This window comes from Pseudomonas sp. UME65, from assembly GCF_014170225.1.
GTDB lineage: Bacteria > Pseudomonadota > Gammaproteobacteria > Pseudomonadales > Pseudomonadaceae > Aquipseudomonas > Aquipseudomonas protegens.
Genome location: NZ_LZZQ01000005.1, coordinates 241,083 through 262,964, shown reverse-complemented (window position 1 = coordinate 262,964; position 21,882 = coordinate 241,083). Strand labels below are relative to the sequence as shown.

Genomic DNA, 21,882 nt, shown 5'->3' with positions numbered 1-21,882 from the left:
CGTCAGGCGCTCAGGGCCAGGTAGCGGTTCTTGATGGTCGGGTCGGCGCGAAACTCGGCGGCGCTGCCCTGGTAGACCACGCGGCCCTGTTCGAGCACGTAGTGACGGTCGGCGAGCTTGTCGCAGACCATCAGGTTCTGTTCCACCAGCAGCACCGGCAGGCCGTCTTCCTTGAGGGTGCGCAGGATTTTCACCAGCTCGTCGACGATCACCGGCGCCAGGCCCTCGGTGGGTTCGTCGAGGATCAGCAGCTTGGGGTCATTGAGCAGGGCGCGGGCGATGGCCAGCATCTGCTGTTCGCCGCCGGACAGGGCGTGGCCGGCGTTCTTGCGGCGTTCCTTGAGCCGAGGAAACATTCGGTAGATGTCGTCCAGCTGCCAGCGGCTGGCCTTGCGCTGGGCGATGCGCAGGTTTTCCTCGACGCTGAGCAGGCGAAAGATGCCCCGGTGTTCCGGCACCAGGGCCAGACCCTGGCGGGCGATCTCGAAGATTTTCTGGCCCACCAGCTGCTGGCCGTTGAAGTGGATCTGGCCCTGGCGCGGGCAGATGATCCCCAGAATGCTGCGCAAGGTGGTGGTCTTGCCCGCGCCGTTGCGCCCCAGCAGGGTCACCAGTTCACCGGCCTCCACCTTGAGCGAGACGCCTTCGAGCACGTGGCTCTTGTCGTAGTAGGAGTGGATGTTCTCGACGGTCAGCATCAGGCGGCTTCTCCCAGGTAGGCGACACGCACACGCTCATCGGCGCGCACCACATCCGGCGTGCCCTCGACCAGGATCTGGCCGTGGCTCATCACGGTGATGCGTTGGCTGATGGACATGACGATGCTCATGTTGTGTTCGATCAGCAGCACCGTGTGGTCGCGGCCCAGGTCGCTGATCAGTTGGGTCATGATCGGAATATCGTCGATGCCCATGCCCGAGGTGGGCTCGTCGAGCATCAGCAATTGCGGTTTCGAACAGATCGACATGCCCACTTCCAGCACCCGTTGCTGGCCGTGGGACAGCTCGCCGGCCAGGGTCTGGGCCCGGGCCGTGAGTTGCAGGCGCTCCAGCACTTGATCGGCCACCTCCAGGTGCTCGAGGCGGCTATCCACGTGGTGCCAGAAGTTCAGCGCCCCCAGGCCGTCGCGGCCCTGGGCGGCCAGGCGCAGGTTCTCCCGCACGCTGAGGTTCTGGAACAGGCTGGTGAGCTGGAAGGAACGCGCCATGCCCAGGCCGACCCGGCCGTGGGCGGGTTTCTTGATGATGTTCTTGCCGTTGAAACGGATGGCTCCAGCGGTGGCCTGGCGTTCGCCGGTCAGGCAGTGGAACAGGCTGGTCTTGCCGGCGCCGTTGGGGCCGATGATGGTGTGGATGGTGCCGGCCTCGACCTTGAGGTTGACCCCGTTGACCGCGTGGAAGGCACCGTAGGCCAGCTCCAGGTTCTGGGTTTCCAGCAGGTACTGCGCAGGCTTGCTCATGAGCGTTTCTCCTCGGCCAGCAAGGCCGTCTTGCGTGAGCCTTTGAGGCGTTCCACCAGGCTCGACAAACCGCCCCACAAACCGCCGCGCATGAACACCACCACCAGGATCAGGATCACCCCCAGCAGAATCAGCCAGCGTGGCCACAGCTCGGAGAGGAACTCGCCCAGCAGTACGATGGCGCCGGCGCCGAGCAGGGAGCCGAACAGCGAGCCGGTGCCGCCGACGATGGTCATGATCAGGATGTTTTCCGACATCGCCAGGTCGATGTTCGACAGCGGCACGAAGTGCAGGAGCATGGCGTACAGGGCCCCGGCAATCCCGGTGACCGCGCCGGAGAGCATGAACACCAGGATCTTGAAATGCCGGGTGTCGTAGCCGATGGCGGCGGCGCGGGTTTCGTTCTCGCGGATGGCCATCAGGGTGCTGCCGAATGGCGAGGCGATCACCCGCCGGGCACCGATGAAGATCAGCAGGAACAGCACCGCGACAAACCCGTAGAAATAGCGCGCGTCGGCCAGGGACAGCAGCACCGTGTCACCGATGCGGATCTCCGGGCGCGGCACGCTGAGCAGGCCGTTGTCGCCGCCGGTCCAGTCGCTGAGGGTGTAGGCGATGAAGTAGGCCATCTGGCTGAAGGCCAGGGTCAGCATGACGAAGTAGATGCCGGTGCGGCGGATCGCCAGGGCGCCCACCAGCAGTGCCAGCAAGGCTCCCACCAGCGCCGCGCCGAGCAGGGCACTGAACAGCCCCAGCTGCAGATGGATCATCAACAGGGCGGCGCAGTAGGCACCGGCGCCGAAGAAGATGCCCTGGCCGAACGACAGCAGCCCGGTGTAGCCCAGCAGCAGGTTACAGGCCAGTGCGGCTAGGGCGAAGATCAGGATCTCGCTGGCCAGGGTCGCCGACGGCAGCACCAGGGGCAGGCCGATCAGCACCGCGATCACCAGCCACAGCAGGCCGCGCGATTGAGTCTTGGCAAAGGGCAGGGGATTTTTCTCGCTCATGATCATGCTCTCCCGAACAGGCCGTAAGGACGCACCAGAATGACTGCCGCCATGGCGCCGTAGATCATCAGGCTGGCGCCCTGGGGCCAGAGGCTGGTCATCAGGCTTTGCACCACCCCCACCAGCAGGCCGCCCACCAGGGCGCCGCCGAACGAGCCCATGCCACCGATCACCACCACCACGAAGGCCACCCCGAGAATCTCCGGGCCGACAAAGGGCTGGGCGCCGCGCAAGGGCGCGAACAGCACCCCGGCGATCCCGGCCAGGGCCACGCCGAGGGCGAAGGTCATGGAAAACAGGCGAAAGATATTGGTGCCCAGCAGCGACACGGTCTCGGTGCTTTCACTGCCGGCCCGCACCAGGGCACCGAAGCGCGTGCGCTCCAGCAGCAGCCACAGGCCCAGCCCCACCAGGGCCGAGAACAGGATCAGGAACAGGCGGTAGTAGGGGTAGACGAAGTCGCCGATCACCAGCACCCCGCGCAGCAGTTCCGGCACCGCCACGGCCTTGCCCACCGGGCCCCAGATCATCACGCTGGCTTCCTGGATGATCAGCGCGATGCCCAGGGTCACCAGGATCTGGAACATGTGCGGCAAGTGGTAGATGCGCTGGATCAACAGGCGCTCGATGATCCAGGCCAGGGCCGCCACCACCAGGGGCGCTAGCACCAGGGCCAGCCAGAAGTTGCCGGTCAGGCTGACGGCGGTGTAGCAGATGTAGGCGCCGAGCACGAAGAACGCGCCATGGGCGAAGTTGACGAAGTTCAGCAGGCCGAAAATGATCGTCAGGCCCACCGCGATCAGGAAGTAGATCATCCCCAGCCCGAGGCCGTTGAGGATCTGGAACAGGTACAAATTAAGCATGCAGGAACCCTCGGCAGGGAGCCCTTGGACGGAGCCCGCTGCCTGTAGCCAGCGATAGAAGTGTCGAGCGTCAGGCCAGGGCGCAGCCGGTGGCGCTGACATCCGGGAACGAGCGACCGGCGCTGAGCACCTCGGCCAGGTCGTCCTTGTCGCGCATCGTGGCGGCGGCCTTGCCCACCAGCAGGTAGTAATCCTTGATCACCTGATGGTCGCCGGCGCGGATGCTCTCCTCGCCGGTGGGGCCCTGGTAGGTCAGGCCCTGCATGGCCTTGGCCACGGTAGCGCCGTCAAAGCTGCCGGTGGCGGCAATGGTGTCGAGGATGATCTTGCTGCCGATGTAGTCGGCGGCCAGCGGGTAGGTGGGGTTGATGCCGTATTTGGCCTGGGTCAGCTTCACCAGTTCGCGATTGAGCGGGGTGTCCACCTGATGCCAGTACTGCGCGCCGAGGTAGACGCCTTCCAAGACGTCGCTGCCCAGCTCCTGGAACTGGTCGAGCCCGGCGGACCACACCAGCAGCACCTTCATGCGTTCCTTGATGCCGAAGTTCACCGCCTGGCGCAGGGCGTTGGATGACTGGCTGCCGAAGTTCAACAGCACCAGCACATCAGGGCGGGCGGCGATGGCGTTGGTCAGGTAGCCGGAGAATTCCTGCTCCTGCAAGGAGTGGTAGCTGTTGCCGATGTGCTCGATGCCATGTTCGGCACACACCTGCTTCGCCCCTTCCAGCAAGGCTTCGCCGAACACGTATTGCGGGGTGATGGTGTACCAGCGCTTGGCCTCGGGCAGCAACTTGATCAGCGGCACCATGGTTTCGCGGATGGCGCCGTAGGTTGGCACCGACCAGCGAAAGGTCGAGGCATTGCAGTCCTTGCCAGTGACCTCATCGGCGCCCACCGGGGTCATGAACACCCCGCCGACCTTGCCCACCTCCTTGGCCACCGCCAGCGCCGAAGACGACAGGGTGCAGCCCTGGAAGAACCGCGCGCCGTCCTGGGCAATCGCCTCCTGCACCCGGCGCACCGCCTTGCCGGCGTTGCCCTCGGTGTCGATCACCTTGTAGTGCAGCGGTCGCCCCAGCAGGGTCGGGTACTGCTCCACCGCCAGGCGCGAGCCCATGTCGGCGAACTTGCCATAGCTGGCAAAGGCGCCGGACATCGACTTCAAACCGTAGAAGGTAAAGGGTTCGGCGGCAAAGGCGTTGCGCACCCCCAGCCCGAGGCTGAGGGCACCGCTAACGGCCAGACCGGCTTTCAACAACGTACGACGCTGCATGGGGTAACTCCCTGGTTTAGTTATTGGCAGGAGTGGCAATGGCGAATCGACGTAGCAGCCTGTGTTCAGGCTTGTTATTGGCAAAGCGGTGGACGGCGGGCGCTATCGGTGGTGGTCGAACTCCAGCAGGAAGTGCTGGGTGACTTCGCCTTCCAGGGCGGTCATGTGGTGCTCGGCGTCGCACATGTGTTCGTGCATCAACTGGCGCACTGCGCTTTCATCTTCGGCGCGCAAGGCCAGCAGCAAGCGTTTGTGGTAATCCAGGTTGGCGGCGTCGAACTGCTTGCGCTTGGGCTTGTAGGCCTTCTTCAGCACCACCAGGTCGCGCAGCAAATCGTTGAGAAACTGCGCCATGAAACTCAGCAGCGGGTTGGGGCAGGCCCGCCCCAGCAAGTTGTGGAACTCCAGCTCGGCGATGCGCTGCTCGCGCTGGCCGGCCTCGCTGTCCTCGGGGTGGCTGCAGAAGTCGATGTTGTCCTGCAGGGCCTTGAAATCTGCCTCGCTCAAGCGCCCGATCACCGACACCGCCAGCTCCACCTCGATCACCTTGCGCAGCTGATAGACCTGCTCGCCGTCCATGTGCTGAAAGTGCAGGTAGTTGCGCAGCGCGCGGCTGGCCGGCTCGGTGCCGGCCTGGTTCAGGTAGGCGCCGCCGTTTGGCCCGGTGCGAGTGTTGACCAGCCCCTCCACCTCCAGCGCCTTGAGCGCCTCCCGGGCCGAGCCCTTGGAGCATTGGAAGCTTTCCATCAACTCCTTCTCGGTGGGCAAGCGATCCCCGGGGCGCAGGGCATCGGTGACGATGGAACGCTTCACCGACTCGACAATCACGTCGGAAAGCTTCTGGCGTTTGCGGCGAACGGGGCGTTTCAGCATGGGCGGCTATTTATCGTATTAATGCGGATAAATAGTAATAAATAGAGATGAGGGCGGCGCGTCAACCGCCTGAGGGAATGGGGTGTCGTTTTTGGTGTTGAGGGGGCGTAATCAGATAACTGTGTCGGGTTCACTGGAGCCGGCGGCTGCGTTAGACAGCGCTTTGCCATCACTGTATTTTCGAGCTGGAATTTCTAAAGGATTTCTTTCTCATCATGACGATGACCGATCACGAGCAGGTGCTGGACTTCTGGCACAGCGTCGAATTCTTCAATGCATACGACCTGGATCAGCCCCTGGACGCCGCGCGTAAATCACGCAGTGTCGAGCGGCTGACCGAGACCTGGTTGGCCAGTGGGCTCTGGGATAAATACCTGGGGCACCGTCGCGTGCTCTATTTGCTGCCCTTCGATGTCACTCATGTCACGCGAATGATCGAAGACTATGTCGACAGCCCTTCGATCAGTGAAGTGGCCAAGGTGCGCGATGGCGAGATGGCAGCAACCGGCCTTACCTGTTACGCCAAATTGACCCTGGGTCCCAACGGTGAACCCAACTTTGAGAGCCTGAGTGTTTCGGCCTTGCCGTGGGCGCTAGGCCGGTTGGCCAGCGGCGATATCGGTGCCTTGTGTGCCGTGACTTTCGATGAGAGCGTACGTGAACTCAAACGCGTCCTGGCTGATGAACAGTCGCAATGGGCAGACAAGCGCCTGGGCGCGAAACAGTTGCCCCAAGTGCTCAAGCACCTGGAGCAATGGGCCGGATGGACCCTGCCACAGACCGACCTGGCCTACATGGATATTTGGCCGATCGCCAAGCCTCGCAACGGTGCGGTTTCGGTTCAGCCTGACGAAGTATCAACTGACAGCCCTGAGCCGATGGCGCCTGCTGATGAATTGGTGATCCTCAACAGCTTCTACGTGCATGACCTTGTCCAGGCCAAACGTCTCTTGAGCAGCGAGCGGCCTGCGCGTGCTTTGCGGGCGTATCTGTCGACACTCGACCCGCAGAAGCTGGACCTGGATAGCGAGTCCGGGCAACAGGCGATAAACCGCACGTTGCGCCCGGAAAATGGCATTGGCGGGCGCTGGCCTGCTGCAAGCCAGCACGTGCAATCACTGATGCAGCAGTTTGCGCTGAACACCATGGGAGCGATGGACGAGGGTGAGATCCTTGCGGTCAACGGCCCACCAGGCACCGGAAAAACCACCTTGCTGCGTGACTTGATCGCCGATTTGGTGGTCGGAAGGGCGGATGCGCTGGCACAACTGACGGTGGCCAAGGATGGCCTCAGTGATCAAGTGATCGATGCGGTTTTCAGCAAGAAGAGTTATCGGATTCCGCTGTTATCTGAAACGCTGACCGGCTTCGAGATGCTCGTGGCCTCTACCAATAACGGCGCCGTGGAAAATCTGTCCCTGGAGTTGCCTCAGCTCAAGGGCATCGACGCCGCGCGCGTCCAGCACCTGAGTTATTTTCAGGAGATCGCGACTCGCTACGCCGGTTGTCAGGGCGACAAACCCTGGAAAACCCCAGAGCCAGTCTGGGGCTTGGTCGCGGCGGCACTGGGCAGAAAAAGCAACCGCCGGCGGTTACGCGACATTTTTGGCAATCGCGCCGCAACGCCTGCGGATAAACCGGGTGACACGTTTATTGCCAAGAGCAAGGTCGACCTCGGCAGTTGGGAAAAGGTCGGCGCCATGACGTACTGGCATTTCAAGTCCAGCACCCGTCATCGACAGCTCGGTTTCAAGGTTGCCAAGGAGCGCTACCTGAAGGCGCGTAAAATCCATGATGAACAGCGTCAGCGGCTGCAGGTTCTGTGTGCATTGTATGAGCGCTTGCAGCAGGCGTTTCCCGCGGTCCAGGCGTTATGGCCGGCTGCACCGAGGCTGAGCCCGCAGCACCTGGCGTCACTGATCGAGGGCACGCAGCGTCTGCTGGAGCGTCTGGAGGCCAAAAAAAATACCCTGGAACGCAAGCTTGGCCCCGCATGGTGGCGCTGGCTGGCCCAGTGGTTTCGCAAACCGCTCTATCAGCAATGGGTGTCTGCTAGTGATGATCTGGAGCTTGCGCGCGCTTTCGAGAGTGAACTACGGGACCTGCCGGGGTTGATCCAGGAATGCGGCGTCTACCTGTGGGACGGTGCGCCTTTGGACAGTCAGGCGAATCAGCAGCACGCCTTCTGGCAGGGGGCTGCTTTCAATGAAGCCCGCAGCGACTTGTTCGTTGCCGCGATGACCTTGCACGAAGCGTTCTTTCTTGAAGTCGCGAGCCCTGATCTGGTGTTCGCACTGAGCGCCATGCTTGAGCGTCCACCGCTGTTGCCCGCCAGGCGTGCCTTATGGCAGTGGCTGTTTATGTTGACCCCGGTGGTGTCGAGTACTTTCGCCTCGATTCGTGCGCAGTTTGCCGGCCTTGAAGCTGAAGACCTGGGTTGGCTGATCATCGACGAAGCCGGTCAGGCCCCGCCGCAAGCGGCCGTTGGTGCCATCATGCGCGCCAAGCGCGTTGTAGTGGTGGGCGACCCCTTGCAGATCGAGCCTGTGGTGACGCAATCGACCCGTCTGCTCGATACCTTGGGCCGGCACTGGCTCGGTGATTCGCGCTCGCGTTACGCGATCGACAGCCACTCGGTGCAGACCTTCGCCGACCGTGGCTATGGACAGGGTGTACGGCATCCTCTGGACGCTGAAAAATTCATCGGTATTCCGCTGGTCATGCACCGCCGCTGTGACAACCCGATGTTCGAGATTTCCAACCGCATCGCCTACGCCCAACGCATGCGCCATGCCAAGGATTCCGGCATCGTTGCCCATCCGTTATTGGGTGCCAGTGCCTGGTGGAGTGTGTCGGGGGAGTCGGCGGACGGTACGAAGTACATCGAAGCCCAAGGGCAACGATTGCTGCGCGAGCTGGCAAAGCTTTACCAGGCGGCTCTGAGGGACGGTGGGGCGCTGCTGCCGCCGGTGTTTGTCATCACCCCGTTCCGCGAGGTCAAGGCGGGGCTGGTCAGTCTGTTGGGCAATGCTGCGGCCTGGAGGCGAGTTCTGGGCGCCGAGGTGCCGCCTCCCGCCAATCTGGCGGGGTGGGTCAGCAGTTGCATTGGCACGGTCCACACCTTTCAAGGCAAGGAGGCCGATATCGTTTTCTTTGTGCTGGGGTGTGATTCCACGCGCATGGGGGCGATTGATTGGGCTTGCTCCACTCCGAACTTGCTGAACGTCGCCGTCACCCGGGCGAAAAAACACCTTTACATCCTGGGGGACCAGAACCTGTGGGGGGATCGACAGTATTTCGAAGTGGCCCGGGACCTGTTATCCCGGGCGCAAGTGCAACACCCAGCGAGTGAGGCCATGGCTGCGGCTCCGTCCTGACAGGTCATGTCAGCTGATGTCGCGAGAATAATCAGTACCTGTGTGCTGTTGCCAAGGGCGAGGCAGTAAACATCCTCGCTCAGCGCTTACTTATGCAAGTACTGGCTTGTCAGCGAAGACGGCTTTTCTGTACAAGGTTCGCGGACCTTTTTCGCTAGCAAGCCGGCGCGGCGTTTCATCTCAAGTTGTGCGCTTCATCGTGACAGGTATTCAAGCGGATTCAGGGATGGGGCAGAACAGCAATGACTAGCATCAGTGATACCTTCGACCAGCTCTGTGCACTGGCCGCTTTGTCCTATGACGAGACGGGCGACACGCGCTTCGAGTCGCGTTTGCTGGATATCCTGAACCTGGTGAAGTCTTATCCGCAGGCCCGGGATCTGTTTGTAGAGAAATTCAAGATCATGCTGTCTTCTCGCGTTACGCCCTTGGAGGTTGTGGAGTTCTGCATGCGGGAGCTGCAATGGGAGGAAGTCAAGTGCTTCGCCTTGGCGCTTTACCAGCCCTCCATCAATCCTCGCAGTCATGCCTTGGCGGGACTTATCAGTGCTTACGAAGAGGTTTGGCCGGACGAAGACCTCTATCGGTACTACTCCAACCGATCGTTGTAGGAACGGGCTTGCCCGCGAAGGCGGCCTCAAGCTTTGCACAAGGCTCATGGGCCTCTTCGCCGGCAAGCCGGCTCCTACCGGTTCAGCGTGGCTGCGCTTGCAGCTGGCGGCCCAGTACATCCAGCACGTCACAGCCATCGCGCAGCGGAATGGCGCAAACCAATGCCAACTCTTGCAGCACCACGGCATCGCCGGGGATGTCGGGGCGGGCGGCGAAGTTTTCCAGCAGTTGAGTGACGGCGCGGATGCGATAGGCGGCCGCTTCGTACAGCACGTCGGCAGGGGCCTGGGTATCGATCAGCAGGGAAGGGATGGTGCAGTCGTGGCCGGTGATCGGCATGTATCTGTTCATAAGTAACGCCTCGGTCGGTTAAGAGCGCCACTGGATCGTCGCCAAACGAAAGGTGGCAGCTGTACGCAGGTTGGCGAACCGGGACCGGGGAGCCGGCAGACCCGAAGGTCTCCCGCGTACAGCCGCCATATAGGCAGCGTTACGGATGCGAAAAGCCCTGCAAGCAAGCACAGGGCTCTCGCACACGGTCATCGGGTCGCCAAACCCGTTCGTCATCAGGACGACCCAGGACTATAGGCATTTACCCCAAAACGGAACAAGGCACTGGCACGACAGGACTTTCTGAGTTTGCTGTAGGACTCAGGAGCGGGAGTGTGGATCAAGCGCGCCACAGGTTCAATGGCGGGGCTCAGTCGAAGCCGACGCGTGCACTATGGCGGGCTTCGCGGTCGTGCAGCTGGTCGATATTGGTTTCGTAGGTGCATTGGCCGCTGCAATGGTGCTCGTAGCTGATGCCTGGCTTGAATTGCAGTTTGAAGGTGGGCATGTCGCTCTGGGGCGCCGGGGTCTGGATGGGGGTGGCCGGTAACGGGGGCTGCGGGTAGCTCAGGTCAAGGCCTTCAGCCAGGGTCGAGAAGGCTGCCGCGAGCAGTGCGCCCGGGAAAAACGCTTTGCAACTGAACATCATTGAATCCGCATTGCCATAAAAGGGTTGCCGATTATAACGAGCCAGGGGTGAAAAATTTAGCCGTAATGGCTCTGGCCCGGATGCCTCGTGGGTTTTTAGGCACCTCGGGCCTTCGTACCGTGAAACATTTGTCACGGGGCAGCGAGACGGGCTGCTCCTACACTGCAAGTCACCTCCATGGTCAAGGACACTCCCCCATGCCGGCAAAATCCACCACCAGCATTCTCGATACGGTTGAGGGCCGGCGCTTGCAAGGCAGCGACGCCGAGCTCTGGCGCCAGTGGGGGCCGTACCTGAGTGAACGGCAGTGGGGCACGGTGCGCGAGGATTACAGCGCCGATGGCGATGCCTGGAGCTACTTTCCCCACGAACATGCCCGCAGCCGCGCCTACCGCTGGGGCGAGGACGGGCTGGCCGGGTTTTCCGACAAGGCCCAGCACTGGTGCCTGGGGCTGGCGCTGTGGAATGAACACGACAGCATTCTCAAGGAGCGCCTGTTCGGCCTGAACAACGCCGAGGGCAACCATGGCGAGGACGTCAAGGAGCTGTATTTCTACCTCGATGGCGTGCCCAGCCATGCCTATATGCGCATGCTCTACAAGTACCCCCAGGCGGCCTTTCCCTATGCCGATCTGGTGGCGGAAAACGCCCGGCGTGGTCTGTCTGATGCCGAGTACGAGATCCTCGACACCGGGGTCTTCGAGGACAACCGCTACTTCGATGTGACGGTGGAATATGCCAAGCACACGGCCGATGACATTTTCATGCTCATCACCGTGCACAACCGTTTCCACCAGCCGGCGCGGCTGCGGGTGCTGCCCCAGGTCTGGGCGCGCAACACCTGGAGCTGGGGCGGCGACGCACCGCGGCCGAGCCTGCGCCTGGAGGGCGACAAGGTGCTGGCGCGGCATGGGCAACTGCCCGACCGGCAGATCACCGCCTGGGGGGCCGAGCCCTGCCAGTGGCTGTTCTGCAACAACGACAGCAATTTCCCCAAGCTGGACGGGCTGGCGTCACCCGGGCCGTTCAAGGATGGTTTCAACGATTACCTGGTGGATGGACAGGCCAGTGCGGTGAGTTTCGATGGCGGCACCCGGGTGGCGGCGCACTTCGTCCTGGATCTGGCGGGCGGCGAGAGCAAGCGCCTGTTCCTGCGCTTTGCCCCGGCCGGTAGCGAACCGGTCAGCGCCCGCCGCCTGTTCGAGCAGCGCCGGCGCGAGGCCGATGAGTTCTACGGGGCGTTGCAGCAAGGTATCGCCAGTAGCGACGCGCGCAATGTCCAGCGCCAGGCCCTGGCGGGGTTGCTGTGGTCCAAGCAGCTGTACTACTTCGACGTCAACCAGTGGCTTGATGGTGATCCCGGCCAGCCGGTGCCCCCTAGTGAACGCGAGCATCTGCGCAACACCCATTGGCGCCATCTGTCCAACTGCGACATCGTCTCCATGCCCGACACCTGGGAGTACCCCTGGTATGCCTCCTGGGACTTGGGTTTCCAGGCGGTAGCCTTTGCCCTGATCGATCCCGGCTTTGCCAAGCAGCAGTTATTGCTGCTGGTGAAGGATCGCTTCATGCATCCCAACGGCCAGTTGCCCGCGTACGAGTGGCGTTTTGACGACGCCAATCCGCCGGTGCACGCCTGGGCCTGCTGGCGGGTCTACCAGCAGGAAAAGTCCCTGACTGGCGTCGGTGACCTGGATTTTCTCGAACGCATCTTCCACAAGCTGCTGCTGAATTTTTCCTGGTGGGTCAACCGCAAGGACGCAGAAGGCCGCAACCTGTTCCAGGGCGGCTTCCTCGGCCTGGACAATATCGCCCTGTTCGACCGCTCCGCCGCCTTGCCCGAAGGTTTTGCCCTGGATCAGGCCGATGGCACGGCCTGGGTCGCGGCCTATGCCCTGGACCTGATGCGCATCGCCCTGGAACTGGCCAAGCGCAATGGGGTGTACGTGGACATTGCGGTGAAGTTCTTCGAGCACTTCCTGTATATCGCCGGGGCCATCAACCGCGTGGATGAAAGCGCCGAGGGGCTGTGGGACGAACAGGACCAGTTCTTCTACGACGTGCTGCACCGGCCCGACGGCGACAACGAACCCCTGCGCCTGCGCTCCATTGTCGGCCTGATGCCGCTGTTCGCGGTGCAGGTGCTGGAGCAGCACGAGCACCAGAACCTGCCGGGACTGGCTCAACGTCTGCTGGGTTTTTTGCATCATCGTCCGGACCTCGCGAGCCTGGTGTCGCGCTGGTACGAGCCGGGCAAGGGCAACCGCATGCTCTTGGCGCTGTTGCGGGGTGAACGCACCAAGGACCTGCTCAAGCGCATGCTCGATGAAAGCGAGTTCCTCTCGGACTTCGGTATCCGCTCCCTGTCCAAGGCCTTCGAGCAGCCGTTCGCCATGCAGGTGGACGGCAAGCAGTTGTGCGCCCGCTATGAGCCGGCGGAGTCCGATTCACGGTTGTACGGCGGCAACTCCAACTGGCGCGGGCCGCTGTGGATGCCGATCAACTACATGCTGATCGAATCGCTGCGCGAGTTTCACCGCTATTACGACGTCAACTTCTCGGTGGAGTACCCGCGGGGCTCCGGGTATCTGGCGTCCCTGGAGGAAGTGGCCGACGGCTTGAGCCAGCGCCTGACGCGACTGTTTCTGCTGGACGAGGATGGGTGCAGGCCGTCCATGAGCGGCTACCCGCAGTTGCAGGTGGAGGCCGAGGACCGCGAGCTGGTGCTGTTCCATGAATACTTCCATGGCGAAACCGGGCGCGGCCTGGGGGCTAGCCACCAGACCGGCTGGACGGCGCTGGTGGCGTTGCTGTTGCAGCCACAGCGCTGAAGTTGTCACCCGGCGAGCCGGGCGACGGTTCAGGGGGGAGGCTTTGGGTCAGCCCACCAGGGCGATGTCCTGGGGTTTGGCCCAGGCTTCGATCAGCCGCTCCGGGGTGCAGCAGGTCTTGCGCTTGTAGACGAAGTTGCTGCACTTCTCGGCGAAGCCCTTGCGGTTCTGCACCATGTCCATGTGCATATCTTCCAGCTCGGCGTTGCGGCAGTGCTGCATCAGTTGCGGGTCGGCATCCAGCTTGCGCTGGCGCAGGTGCTGGTAGCGCGGGTCGTTGAGAACGCCGTTGGCCCGTTGCAGCAGCCACAGGCCGAACTCGTCCGGGCAGCGCGGGCCGATCTCCTGCACCATGCCCATCTGCAGGGCCTGGAGCGCGCTGATGGGCAGGCAGGCTTCGGTCAACTGCTTGGCCATGGCCTGGCCGACGGCGCGGGGCAGGCTGTAGGTCCAGTACTCGGAGCCGTACAGGCCCATGCTCTTGTAGTGGGGGTTGTACACGGTGTCGGCGCGGGCCAGGACCACGTCCGCGGCCAGGGCCAGCATCAGGCCGCCGGCGCCGGCATTGCCGGTCAGGCCGCTGACCACCAGTTGGCGGGCGGTGAGCAGTTCCAGGCAGACGTCGTCGATGGCCTGGATATTGGCCCAGGCTTCCAGGCCCGGTACTTCGGCGGCCTGGATCACGTTGAGGTGCACGCCGTTGCTGAAGGCGCCGCGGCCGCCACGCACCAGCAGCACCTGGGTGTCCCGGGCCTTGGCCCAGCGCAGGGCGCTGACCAGGCGCTGGCATTGCTCAGTGCTCATGGCGCCGTTGTAGAACTCGAAGGTCAACTCGCCGACCCTGCCGGACTCGCGGTAGCGGATCGGTTGGTAGGCTTCGGTGCTGAACGGGCTGCTGGACACTGACCAGTCCAGCACCGGCACGTCGGCCAGGCGTTCGCCGAGTACGTGGCGGGCGGGGCGTTTGAAGGTTTCCTCGCCGGGCTGGGGCTTGAGGCGCAGGTAGCCGATCCACAGGCTGTGATCGCCGCAGGCCACCAGCACTGCATCGTCGTGCACCGCCAGCAGTTGCCCGGGCATGCCGGTACGTGAATCCAGGTGGGCGTCGTAGACGTAGTACTGACCGCCGGCGAGGCTGGCCAGGACGCCGGGCTGGCCGTCGGCGGCGTCGATGCTGCGCTTGATGAATTGCGCGCTGTCGTGCCAGCTGAAGGTGCGGTCGGATTGCTTCATGTTCGGTTGCAGGCGCCCGAGGACCGAGGGTTTGTCGTAGTCCAGGGGCTGGGGGGTGTAGCCGTTGCGGAATTTCTCCACCACGTCGCGGATACAGTGAATCGCCGCGTCGCTCACCAGGCCGTTGTACAGCTCGGACTTGCGCAGCCCGGCGGGCAGGTTGAATTCGTGGGTCGACCAGATCGGCCCGGCGTCCATTTCTTCCACCGCCTGCAACGCGGTGACGCCCCAGCGCTTGAGTTCCTTGCTGATGGCCCAGTCCAGGGCGCTGGCCCCACGGTCGCCGACGATACCCGGGTGGATGATCACCACCGGGCGCTTGGGATGGCTCCACAGTTGCTGGGGGACCCGGTCCTTGAGGAACGGGCAGATCACCAGGTCGGCCTCGGCCTCTTCGATCTGCCGGCAGACCTCTTCTTCGCTGGTGAACAGCACCACGCTGGGGCGGTGGCCGGCCTGGCGCAGGTCGAGCCAGGCGCGTTGGGTCAGGCCGTTGAAGGCGGTAGACAGCAGGATGATCTTCAGTGATCGCATAATGCAGACTCTTCCGTGAGTGATGGCGGTATGGCAGGTGGCTCCGGCTGAGCCGTCCCTGACCGCGATGGAAGGCGCAAGAGTAGAGGGGCGTTGCGGGGTGGGAACTGACCGAGATCAATCAAGCGTCTCGCCTGAAATGCCAGCCGCCCAGCGGTATTGATTCAGGGCAAAGGCACGGGCCAGAGCGGTTGCGGCAGCCAGAAACGACGAATCCCGCCACAGGGGCGGGATTCGGGTACAGCCGGACCTTGCGCGGTCTTAGGCTGGGAACAGCTCGCTCAGTTTCATGGCCAGCATCATGTCGCCTTCGGCGCGCAGCTTGCCGCCCATGAAGGCTTGCATGCCGTCGGTCTCGCCGCTGACGATGCCGTCCAGGGTCTCGCCGTCCATCACCAGGGTGACCTGGGCGTCCGGGTTCTCGCCTTCCTTGAGTTCGCAGGTGCTGTCCTTGACGACCAGCGAGAAGTGCTTGGAGTCATCGATGCGGAAACCGAAAACCAGGTCCAGGCCGGCAGCGGCAGCTGGGTTGAACTTGGCTTGCATGGCTTGTACGGCGTCAGCTACGGAGGTCATGGTTCGATCCTTTTATGGGGTGGTTACAGCAAGGGTCACAGTAAGCCGGGCTCAACGGAAGGTGATGAGCTCCGGGGCCTTCAACAGTTGCAGATGGGCATGACCGTTGAAGGAAGCCAGGGACACCTCGCGACCGCGGAACTTCAGCTGGTTGAGCGAGGTGTTGACGATTTGCCAATTGAGTTCGAAAGCCTGCTGGGCGGGCATCCGGGTAATCAGGTGGAGCAGGGCGGTTATGGTGCCGCCGGAGGTGAACACGGCGATCTTCTGCTGGTTGTTGGCTGCTTCGAGAATCCGTTGCAGGCCGCCCTGGACGCGTTCGACAAAACCCAGCCAGCTTTCCAGGCCCGGCGGGTCGTAGGTGCCGGCCAGCCAGCGCTGGATGATCAGGGCGAAGATGCGCTGGAACTCACCGCGGTTCTGCGCGGCGTTGCGCAGGATGTTCAGGGCTTCGGGTTCCTGGGGCAGCAGGTCGGGCAGCAGGGCGCGGATGATGGCGTCGGCATCGAATTCGTTGAAGGCGGAATCTATTTCCAGGGCCGGGCTGTCAAAGCCTGCGGCGCTCATCTGTTCCAGAGCGGCCTGGGCGGTGTGCTGCTGGCGCCGCAGATCGCCGGACAGGCAGCGATCGAAGCCGATGCCCAGCGCTGCCAGGTGTTCGCCGAGCACCGCCGCCTGGCGCACGCCAGTGGCCGACAGCACGTCGTAGTCGTCTGCACCGAAGGAGGCCTGGCCATGTCGAATCAAGTAGATGCTGCCCACGTCCGCGTCATCCCGGTACGTTGAAAGTTTTGCGAGGTTATGAGGATGCCGGTGAGCTGTCAATGAAAAAACATACGCTTGTTTGAAATGATTGTTGGAGCTTGGTTACACAAGGTTTCCCGACTGGTGGCCGACCAGTCGCGCCGGTATGCTTTAGCCCATTACGCCGCTCGTTGGCAGCGGTCCATGTTTGAGGAGTCCCTGTGGAGTTTATCGCCGAATATGCCAGTTTCCTGGCCAAGACCGTGACCCTGGTGGTCGCCATCCTGGTGGTGCTGATCACCGCCGCTGCGCTGCGCAGCAAGGGGCGGCGCAAGGGTGTGGGGCAGTTGCAGGTCAGCAAGCTGAATGATTTCTACAAGGAACTGCGCGAGCGCCTGGAGCAGAGCCTGCTGGACAAGGATCAGCTCAAGGCCCTGCGCAAGGCCAAGAGCAAGAGCGAAAAGAGCCAGAAGAAGCACAAGAAACAGCCGGCCGAGGCCAAGCCCCGGGTCTTCGTGCTGGACTTCAATGGCGACATCAAGGCTTCGGCCACCGAAGGGCTGCGCCATGAAATCACTGCCCTGCTGAGCCTGGCAACGCCCAAGGATGAAGTGGTGCTGCGCCTGGAGAGCGGTGGCGGCATGGTCCACAGCTACGGGCTGGCTTCGTCGCAGCTGGCGCGTATCCGCCAGGCTGGCGTGCCGCTGACGGTGTGCATCGACAAGGTAGCGGCCAGCGGCGGCTACATGATGGCCTGCATCGGTGAAAAGATTATCAGCGCGCCGTTCGCCATCCTCGGTTCCATTGGCGTGGTGGCCCAGTTGCCCAACGTCAACCGCCTGCTGAAGAAGCACGACATCGATTTTGAAGTGCTCACCGCCGGTGAGTACAAGCGCACCCTGACGGTATTTGGTGAAAACACCGAGAAGGGCCGGGAGAAGTTCCAGGAAGACCTGGACGTGACCCATCAACTGTTCAAGAACTTTGTGTCCCGCTATCGCCCGCAATTGGCCATTGATGAAGTGGCCACTGGTGAAGTCTGGCTGGGCGTGGCGGCGCAGGAAAAACTGCTGGTGGACGAGCTGCAGACCAGCGATGAGTACCTGGCCGACAAGGCCAAGAATGCCGAGGTTTTCCACCTGCACTATGCCGAGCGTAAGAGCCTGCAGGAGCGCGTAGGCTTGGCGGCCAGTGGTTCCATCGATCGCGTGTTGCTGACCTGGTGGAGCCGTCTGACCCAGCAGCGCTTCTGGTAACCCCCCGGCCTTGTAGGCGCTGGCTTTGTAGGAGCTGGCTTGCCAGCGAAGGCGGTTGCAAGCTTTGCACAAGGTCCGAGGGCCTCTTCGCCGGCAAGCCGGCTCCTACGGTGGAAGTGGTAGGCGGCACAAAAAAGCCCTGAACCGGTTTCCCGGTTCAGGGCTTTTTGTTGGCGCCAGGGCTTAGCGGCGACGGAACAGCGGCAGCGGTTCGTCGGTGGCGGCCTGGTAGGTCACCGAGAAGTCCTTGAGGCTTTCCAAGGCTTCGTAGGGGTCCTTGTCGGCCCGCAGTGCATAGGCGTCGAAGCCGCAGCGGTGCAGGTAGAACAGCTGGTCGCGCAACACGTCGCCAATCGCTCGCAACTCGCCCTTGTAGCCGTAGCGGTCACGCAGCAGGCGGGCGTTGGAGTAGTTGCGGCCATCGGTGAAGGCCGGGAAGTTCAGGGCAATCACCTGGAACTGCTCGACGTCGTCACCGATTTCCTCGGCTTCTTCGTCCGCATCCAGCCATACACCCAGGCCGCCATCGCGGGCCTTGAGGGCGTGAGCATGCTCGCGCCACAGGGCCAGTGGCACGATCAGGTCGTCGCAGTTGGAAATGCCGTCGAGGGTCGCGTCCTTGGGCAGCAGGTGCCAGGTTTCGTCGATGACCTCGTTGTTCTTAATGATTCGCTGCATAGACGCGCTCCTTGAAGAGGTCGATGCCAATACGTTGATAGGTGTCGATGAAGCGTTCGTCTTCGGTACGTTGTTCCACGTACACGTCGATCAGCTTCGAGATCACGTCGGGCATGTCGTCCTGGGCGAAGGACGGGCCGAGGATCTTGCCCAGGCTGGCGTCGCGGCTGGCGCTGCCACCCAGGGACACCTGGTAGAACTCCTCGCCTTTCTTGTCCACCCCGAGGATGCCGATGTGGCCCACGTGGTGGTGGCCGCAGGCGTTCATGCAACCGGAGATGTTCAGGTCCAGTTCGCCGATGTCGAACAGGTAGTCCAGGTCGTCGAAACGGCGCTGGATGGATTCGGCGATCGGGATCGACTTGGCGTTGGCCAGGGAGCAGAAGTCGCCGCCCGGGCAGCAGATGATGTCGGTCAAGAGGCCGATGTTCGGCGTGGCGAAGCCGTTCTCCCGCAACTCGCCCCACAGGGTGAACAGTTGGCTCTGCTCGACGTCGGCGAGAATGATGTTCTGCTCGTGGGAGGTGCGCAGCTGGCCGAAACTGTAACGGTCGGCCAGGTCGGCGATGGCGTCGAACTGCTTGTCGGTAACGTCTCCCGGCGCTACGCCGGTGGGCTTGAGCGACAGGGTCACGGCCACGTAGCCCGGCTTCTTGTGGGCCAGGGTGTTGCGCGTGCGCCAGCGGGCAAAGCCCGGGTGCTGCTGGTCCAGGGCGGCCAGTTCGGCGTCTTGGTTGCTCAGGGTCTTGTAGTCCGGGTCGACGAAGTGCTTGGCCACGCGATGCACTTCGGCATCGGTCAGGGTGGTCTGGCCGCCACGCAGGTGGGCCATCTCGGCCTCGACCTTCTCGGCGAACACTTCAGGGGTCAGGGCCTTGACCAGGATCTTGATCCGCGCCTTGTACTTGTTGTCACGCCGGCCGTAGCGGTTGTAGACCCGCAGGATGGCGTCGAGGTAGCTCAGCAGGTCCTGCCAGGGCAGGAACTCGTTGATGAAGGCACCGACCACCGGGGTACGGCCCAGGCCGCCACCCACCAGCACGCGGAAACCCAGCTCACCGGCGGCGTTGTACACAGGCTCAAGGCCGATGTCATGGACTTCGATGGCCGCGCGGTCAGAGGTCGAGCCGTTGATGGCGATCTTGAACTTGCGCGGCAGGTAGGCAAATTCCGGGTGGAAGGTGGTCCACTGGCGGACGATCTCGCACCAGGGGCGCGGGTCGATCAGCTCGTCGGCGGCAACACCGGCGAACTGGTCGGTGGTGACGTTGCGCAGGCAGTTGCCGCTGGTCTGGATCGCGTGCATCTGCACGGTGGCCAGTTCGGCGAGGATGTCCGGGATGTCTTCCAGGGCCGGCCAGTTGAACTGCACGTTCTGCCGGGTACTGATGTGCGCGTAGCCCTTGTCGTAGTCGCGGGCAATCTTGGCCATCATCCGCGCTTGGCGCGAGGTCAGTTGGCCGTAAGGCACGGCGACCCGCAGCATCGGGGCAAAACGTTGGATATAAAGGCCATTCTGCAGGCGCAGGGGGCGGAATTCTTCTTCGCTCAGCTCGCCTGCCAGATAGCGTCGGGTCTGATCACGGAACTGCTTGACGCGGTCCTCGATGATCCGCTGATCGTACTCGTCGTATACGTACATATAGGTCCAGTTCTCAGGCTACAGGCGGCGCTCAAGCGCACTTGGCAAATACTGCGGTGAACGGCTTCGGTACGCTGCTCGGACTGGCGTCCAGCGCGGTTTTCGCCGGTCTCACCTCGTCTTGCCTTCGTTCACGCTTCACGCCACCCATGTAAGCAAATCTGCGCGCACGGCCGCGCACTCCCAACGGAGCCGCCGAACGATACCAGTTTGCGGTTATGCGCAAAAGTGATGTTTGAGTATATGCACAGAACCAAAACGACTAACGGTAGGGGCGTGAGAGTAACCCCATTTGTGGTAGGGGCAATCCTGGTCTTAACTGTGGACGAGTCTTTGAGCAGTCACCGACAAAATCTACTAGAGGCGATGCTATGAGCCATCCAACCAAAGTAAGGAAAAGTGACAGTAGCGTTGATGCTTGGGCCATTCTCTTTCTGATCATACTGGTCGTGGGTACGGCCGTGTTCTGGGTCAGTCACCAGTAGTCGAGCGATAAAAAAGAGCCTGAATTGTCGGACAATCATGACAATTTGCCGCCGTTGGCCAGCACTTTGCCAGTTATACTGCCTGGGCGAAATTCTGGGGCTCTTCTCGTAATGTTCAAGCGTCTGTGCAAGTGGCTGTTGTGCCTGAGTCTGCCGTTCTGGGCGGTCGCTCATGCCACATCGGTGGTGTTTCTCAATCCCGGCAATTCCACGGAGACCTTCTGGGTCAGTTATTCGCAGTTCATGCAGGCCGCGGCCCGGGACCTGGGGCTTGACCTGCGCATCCTCTATGCTGAGCGCGATCCGCAGAACACTCTGCAGCAGGCCCGGGAGCTGTTCCAGGGCCGCGACAAACCCGATTACCTGATGCTGGTGAACGAACAGTACGTGGCTCCGCAGATCCTGCGTCTGTCCCAGGGTTCCGGGATCAAGCTGTTTATCGTCAACAGCCCTTTGACCCTGGACCAGCGGGAACTGATCGGGCAGAGCCGGCAGAACTATTCGGACTGGATCGGCAGCATGGTGGGCGACGATGAGGAAGCCGGCTACCGCATGCTCAAGGAGCTGCTGCACAAGCTTGGGCCGGTCCCGGCAGGGCACGGCATCGAACTGCTTGCATTTTCCGGGCTCAAGGTCACACCTGCGGCGCAGTTGCGCGAGCGCGGCTTGCGCCGGGCCCTGGCCGAACATCCGCAGGTGCATTTGCGTCAGTTGGTCTATGGCGAATGGAACCGGGAGCGCGCCTACCGCCAGGCGCAACAGTTGCTCAAGCGCTATCCGAAAACCCAACTGGTCTGGTCGGCCAATGACGAAATGGCCCTGGGGGCCATGCAAGCGGCCCGGGAACTGGGCCGCAAGCCGGGAACGGATCTGCTGTTCAGTGGAGTCAACAGTTCGCCCGAGGCCTTGCAGGCCCTGATCGACGGCAAGTTGTCGGTGCTGGAGGCGGGGCACTTCACCCTGGGGGGCTGGGCCCTGGTGGCGTTGCACGATGATGCCCTGGGGCTGGACGCCCGGCGCCTGGGCGGGCCGGATTGGCAGCTGTCGCTGTTCCAGGCATTGACCCCGGCCCAGGCCCGGCAGTTGTTGCGCCTGGGGGATCAGGTGGGCACCAGGGTCGATTTTCGCGGGCTGTCCGCCCAAGGCAAGCCGGACAGCTACCGCTATCCCTTCGGTTTGCAGCTGTTGCTGCGCTGACGCCGCTTCAGACCCCCGCCAGGTGCATCGCCAGGTTGGCGATGCCCAGCAGCACCAGAACAAACAGGGTGGTGAACAGAATGCCCAGCACGATGAAGTGGCTGGGCTTGCCGTGGCTGAAGTCGCGGGCGCGGTTCTTCCCGCTCTGTACGCCGAAGGCGGCGGCCAGCACGCTTTGCAGCATCTGCAGGAAGGTCGGAGGCTGATTGTCCTTGCTTGGATCGTCCATAAATCCCTCGACACGATTGGGTGTCAACAGAGCA

The 21,882-nt window shown here is 62.6% G+C and carries 19 protein-coding genes; 5 read left to right on the top strand and 14 right to left on the bottom strand.

Features of this window, described 5'->3' with window-relative positions; genetic code table 11:
- Positions 1–2: 2 nt before the first annotated feature.
- The 6 genes from A9971_RS04765 to A9971_RS04740 form a co-directional block, all read right to left on the bottom strand.
- Complete coding sequence (locus tag A9971_RS04765) at positions 3–698, bottom strand: ABC transporter ATP-binding protein (RefSeq protein WP_053152508.1); 696 nt, start codon at positions 696–698, stop codon at positions 3–5.
- The gene (locus tag A9971_RS04760; RefSeq protein ID WP_183001489.1) at positions 698–1,459 is read right to left on the bottom strand and encodes an ABC transporter ATP-binding protein; all 762 of its coding nucleotides are present in this window, start codon (positions 1,457–1,459) and stop codon (positions 698–700) included. Before A9971_RS04760 ends, A9971_RS04765 begins: the two co-directional genes overlap by 1 nt.
- Positions 1,456–2,466 (bottom strand): branched-chain amino acid ABC transporter permease, encoded by a 1,011-nt coding sequence (locus tag A9971_RS04755; RefSeq protein WP_041118906.1) that lies wholly within the window; start codon positions 2,464–2,466, stop codon positions 1,456–1,458. The genes A9971_RS04760 and A9971_RS04755 overlap by 4 nt, the downstream gene beginning before the upstream one ends.
- 2 nt (positions 2,467–2,468) lie before the next feature.
- Entirely contained in the window at positions 2,469–3,329 is an 861-nt protein-coding gene (locus A9971_RS04750) for a branched-chain amino acid ABC transporter permease (protein WP_011061951.1), read from the bottom strand.
- A 70-nt stretch (positions 3,330–3,399) separates the two neighbouring features.
- The gene (locus A9971_RS04745) at positions 3,400–4,602 is read right to left on the bottom strand and encodes an ABC transporter substrate-binding protein (protein WP_015636094.1); all 1,203 of its coding nucleotides are present in this window, start codon (positions 4,600–4,602) and stop codon (positions 3,400–3,402) included.
- Positions 4,603–4,704: 102 nt separating this feature from the next.
- Positions 4,705–5,475, bottom strand: a complete 771-nt coding sequence (locus A9971_RS04740; protein ID WP_015636093.1) for a FadR/GntR family transcriptional regulator — start codon at positions 5,473–5,475, stop codon at positions 4,705–4,707.
- Between the two features lie 215 nt (positions 5,476–5,690).
- Here A9971_RS04740 and A9971_RS04735 point away from each other — a divergent pair, with 215 nt between their 5' ends.
- On the top strand, positions 5,691–8,852 hold the full coding sequence (locus A9971_RS04735) for a DEAD/DEAH box helicase (protein ID WP_220803150.1): 3,162 nt from the start codon (positions 5,691–5,693) through the stop codon (positions 8,850–8,852).
- 242 nt (positions 8,853–9,094) lie between these two features.
- The gene (locus tag A9971_RS04730) at positions 9,095–9,463 is read left to right on the top strand and encodes a hypothetical protein (protein WP_159892919.1); all 369 of its coding nucleotides are present in this window, start codon (positions 9,095–9,097) and stop codon (positions 9,461–9,463) included.
- An 82-nt stretch (positions 9,464–9,545) separates the two neighbouring features.
- On the opposite strand, the gene A9971_RS04725 is transcribed toward A9971_RS04730, so the two are convergent.
- Positions 9,546–9,815, bottom strand: a complete 270-nt coding sequence (locus A9971_RS04725) for a hypothetical protein (RefSeq protein ID WP_183001488.1) — start codon at positions 9,813–9,815, stop codon at positions 9,546–9,548.
- A 349-nt stretch (positions 9,816–10,164) separates the two neighbouring features.
- Positions 10,165–10,440 carry a hypothetical protein gene (locus A9971_RS04720; protein WP_183001487.1) on the bottom strand — a complete coding sequence of 92 codons (276 nt, stop codon included), beginning with the start codon at positions 10,438–10,440 and terminating at the stop codon, positions 10,165–10,167.
- A gap of 200 nt (positions 10,441–10,640) precedes the next feature.
- Here A9971_RS04720 and A9971_RS04715 point away from each other — a divergent pair, with 200 nt between their 5' ends.
- Positions 10,641–13,274 carry an MGH1-like glycoside hydrolase domain-containing protein gene (locus A9971_RS04715; RefSeq protein WP_183001486.1) on the top strand — a complete coding sequence of 878 codons (2,634 nt, stop codon included), beginning with the start codon at positions 10,641–10,643 and terminating at the stop codon, positions 13,272–13,274.
- A 48-nt stretch (positions 13,275–13,322) separates the two neighbouring features.
- Here the strand turns inward: A9971_RS04715 and A9971_RS04710 are convergent, their stop codons facing one another.
- From A9971_RS04710 to A9971_RS04700, 3 genes are all read right to left on the bottom strand, one after another.
- A complete protein-coding gene (locus A9971_RS04710; protein ID WP_161467268.1) occupies positions 13,323–15,041 on the bottom strand; it encodes a hydrogenase maturation protein in 1,719 nt (572 codons plus the stop codon).
- Between the two features lie 261 nt (positions 15,042–15,302).
- Positions 15,303–15,617 carry an SCP2 sterol-binding domain-containing protein gene (locus A9971_RS04705; RefSeq protein ID WP_011061945.1) on the bottom strand — a complete coding sequence of 105 codons (315 nt, stop codon included), beginning with the start codon at positions 15,615–15,617 and terminating at the stop codon, positions 15,303–15,305.
- 51 nt (positions 15,618–15,668) lie between these two features.
- Positions 15,669–16,379, bottom strand: coding sequence for a histidine phosphatase family protein (locus tag A9971_RS04700; protein WP_019094330.1), 711 nt, complete (start codon positions 16,377–16,379; stop codon positions 15,669–15,671).
- Between the two features lie 203 nt (positions 16,380–16,582).
- Here A9971_RS04700 and sohB point away from each other — a divergent pair, with 203 nt between their 5' ends.
- Entirely contained in the window at positions 16,583–17,617 is a 1,035-nt protein-coding gene (gene sohB, locus A9971_RS04695; protein WP_053159294.1) for a protease SohB, read from the top strand.
- A gap of 183 nt (positions 17,618–17,800) precedes the next feature.
- Here sohB and A9971_RS04690 read toward each other — a convergent pair whose 3' ends face one another.
- Together A9971_RS04690 and A9971_RS04685 are read right to left on the bottom strand one after the other, a co-directional pair.
- Positions 17,801–18,295, bottom strand: coding sequence for a DUF934 domain-containing protein (locus tag A9971_RS04690; RefSeq protein ID WP_011061942.1), 495 nt, complete (start codon positions 18,293–18,295; stop codon positions 17,801–17,803).
- Positions 18,279–19,937: a nitrite/sulfite reductase gene (locus A9971_RS04685; RefSeq protein WP_011061941.1), complete on the bottom strand. Its 1,659-nt coding sequence runs from the start codon at positions 19,935–19,937 to the stop codon at positions 18,279–18,281. Before A9971_RS04685 ends, A9971_RS04690 begins: the two co-directional genes overlap by 17 nt.
- 596 nt (positions 19,938–20,533) lie before the next feature.
- Here A9971_RS04685 and A9971_RS04680 point away from each other — a divergent pair.
- Positions 20,534–21,619 carry an ABC transporter substrate-binding protein gene (locus A9971_RS04680; protein WP_011061940.1) on the top strand — a complete coding sequence of 362 codons (1,086 nt, stop codon included), beginning with the start codon at positions 20,534–20,536 and terminating at the stop codon, positions 21,617–21,619.
- A gap of 7 nt (positions 21,620–21,626) precedes the next feature.
- Here A9971_RS04680 and A9971_RS04675 read toward each other — a convergent pair whose 3' ends face one another.
- Positions 21,627–21,848, bottom strand: a complete 222-nt coding sequence (locus A9971_RS04675; protein WP_015636084.1) for a DUF2970 domain-containing protein — start codon at positions 21,846–21,848, stop codon at positions 21,627–21,629.
- Positions 21,849–21,882: the final 34 nt, after the last annotated feature.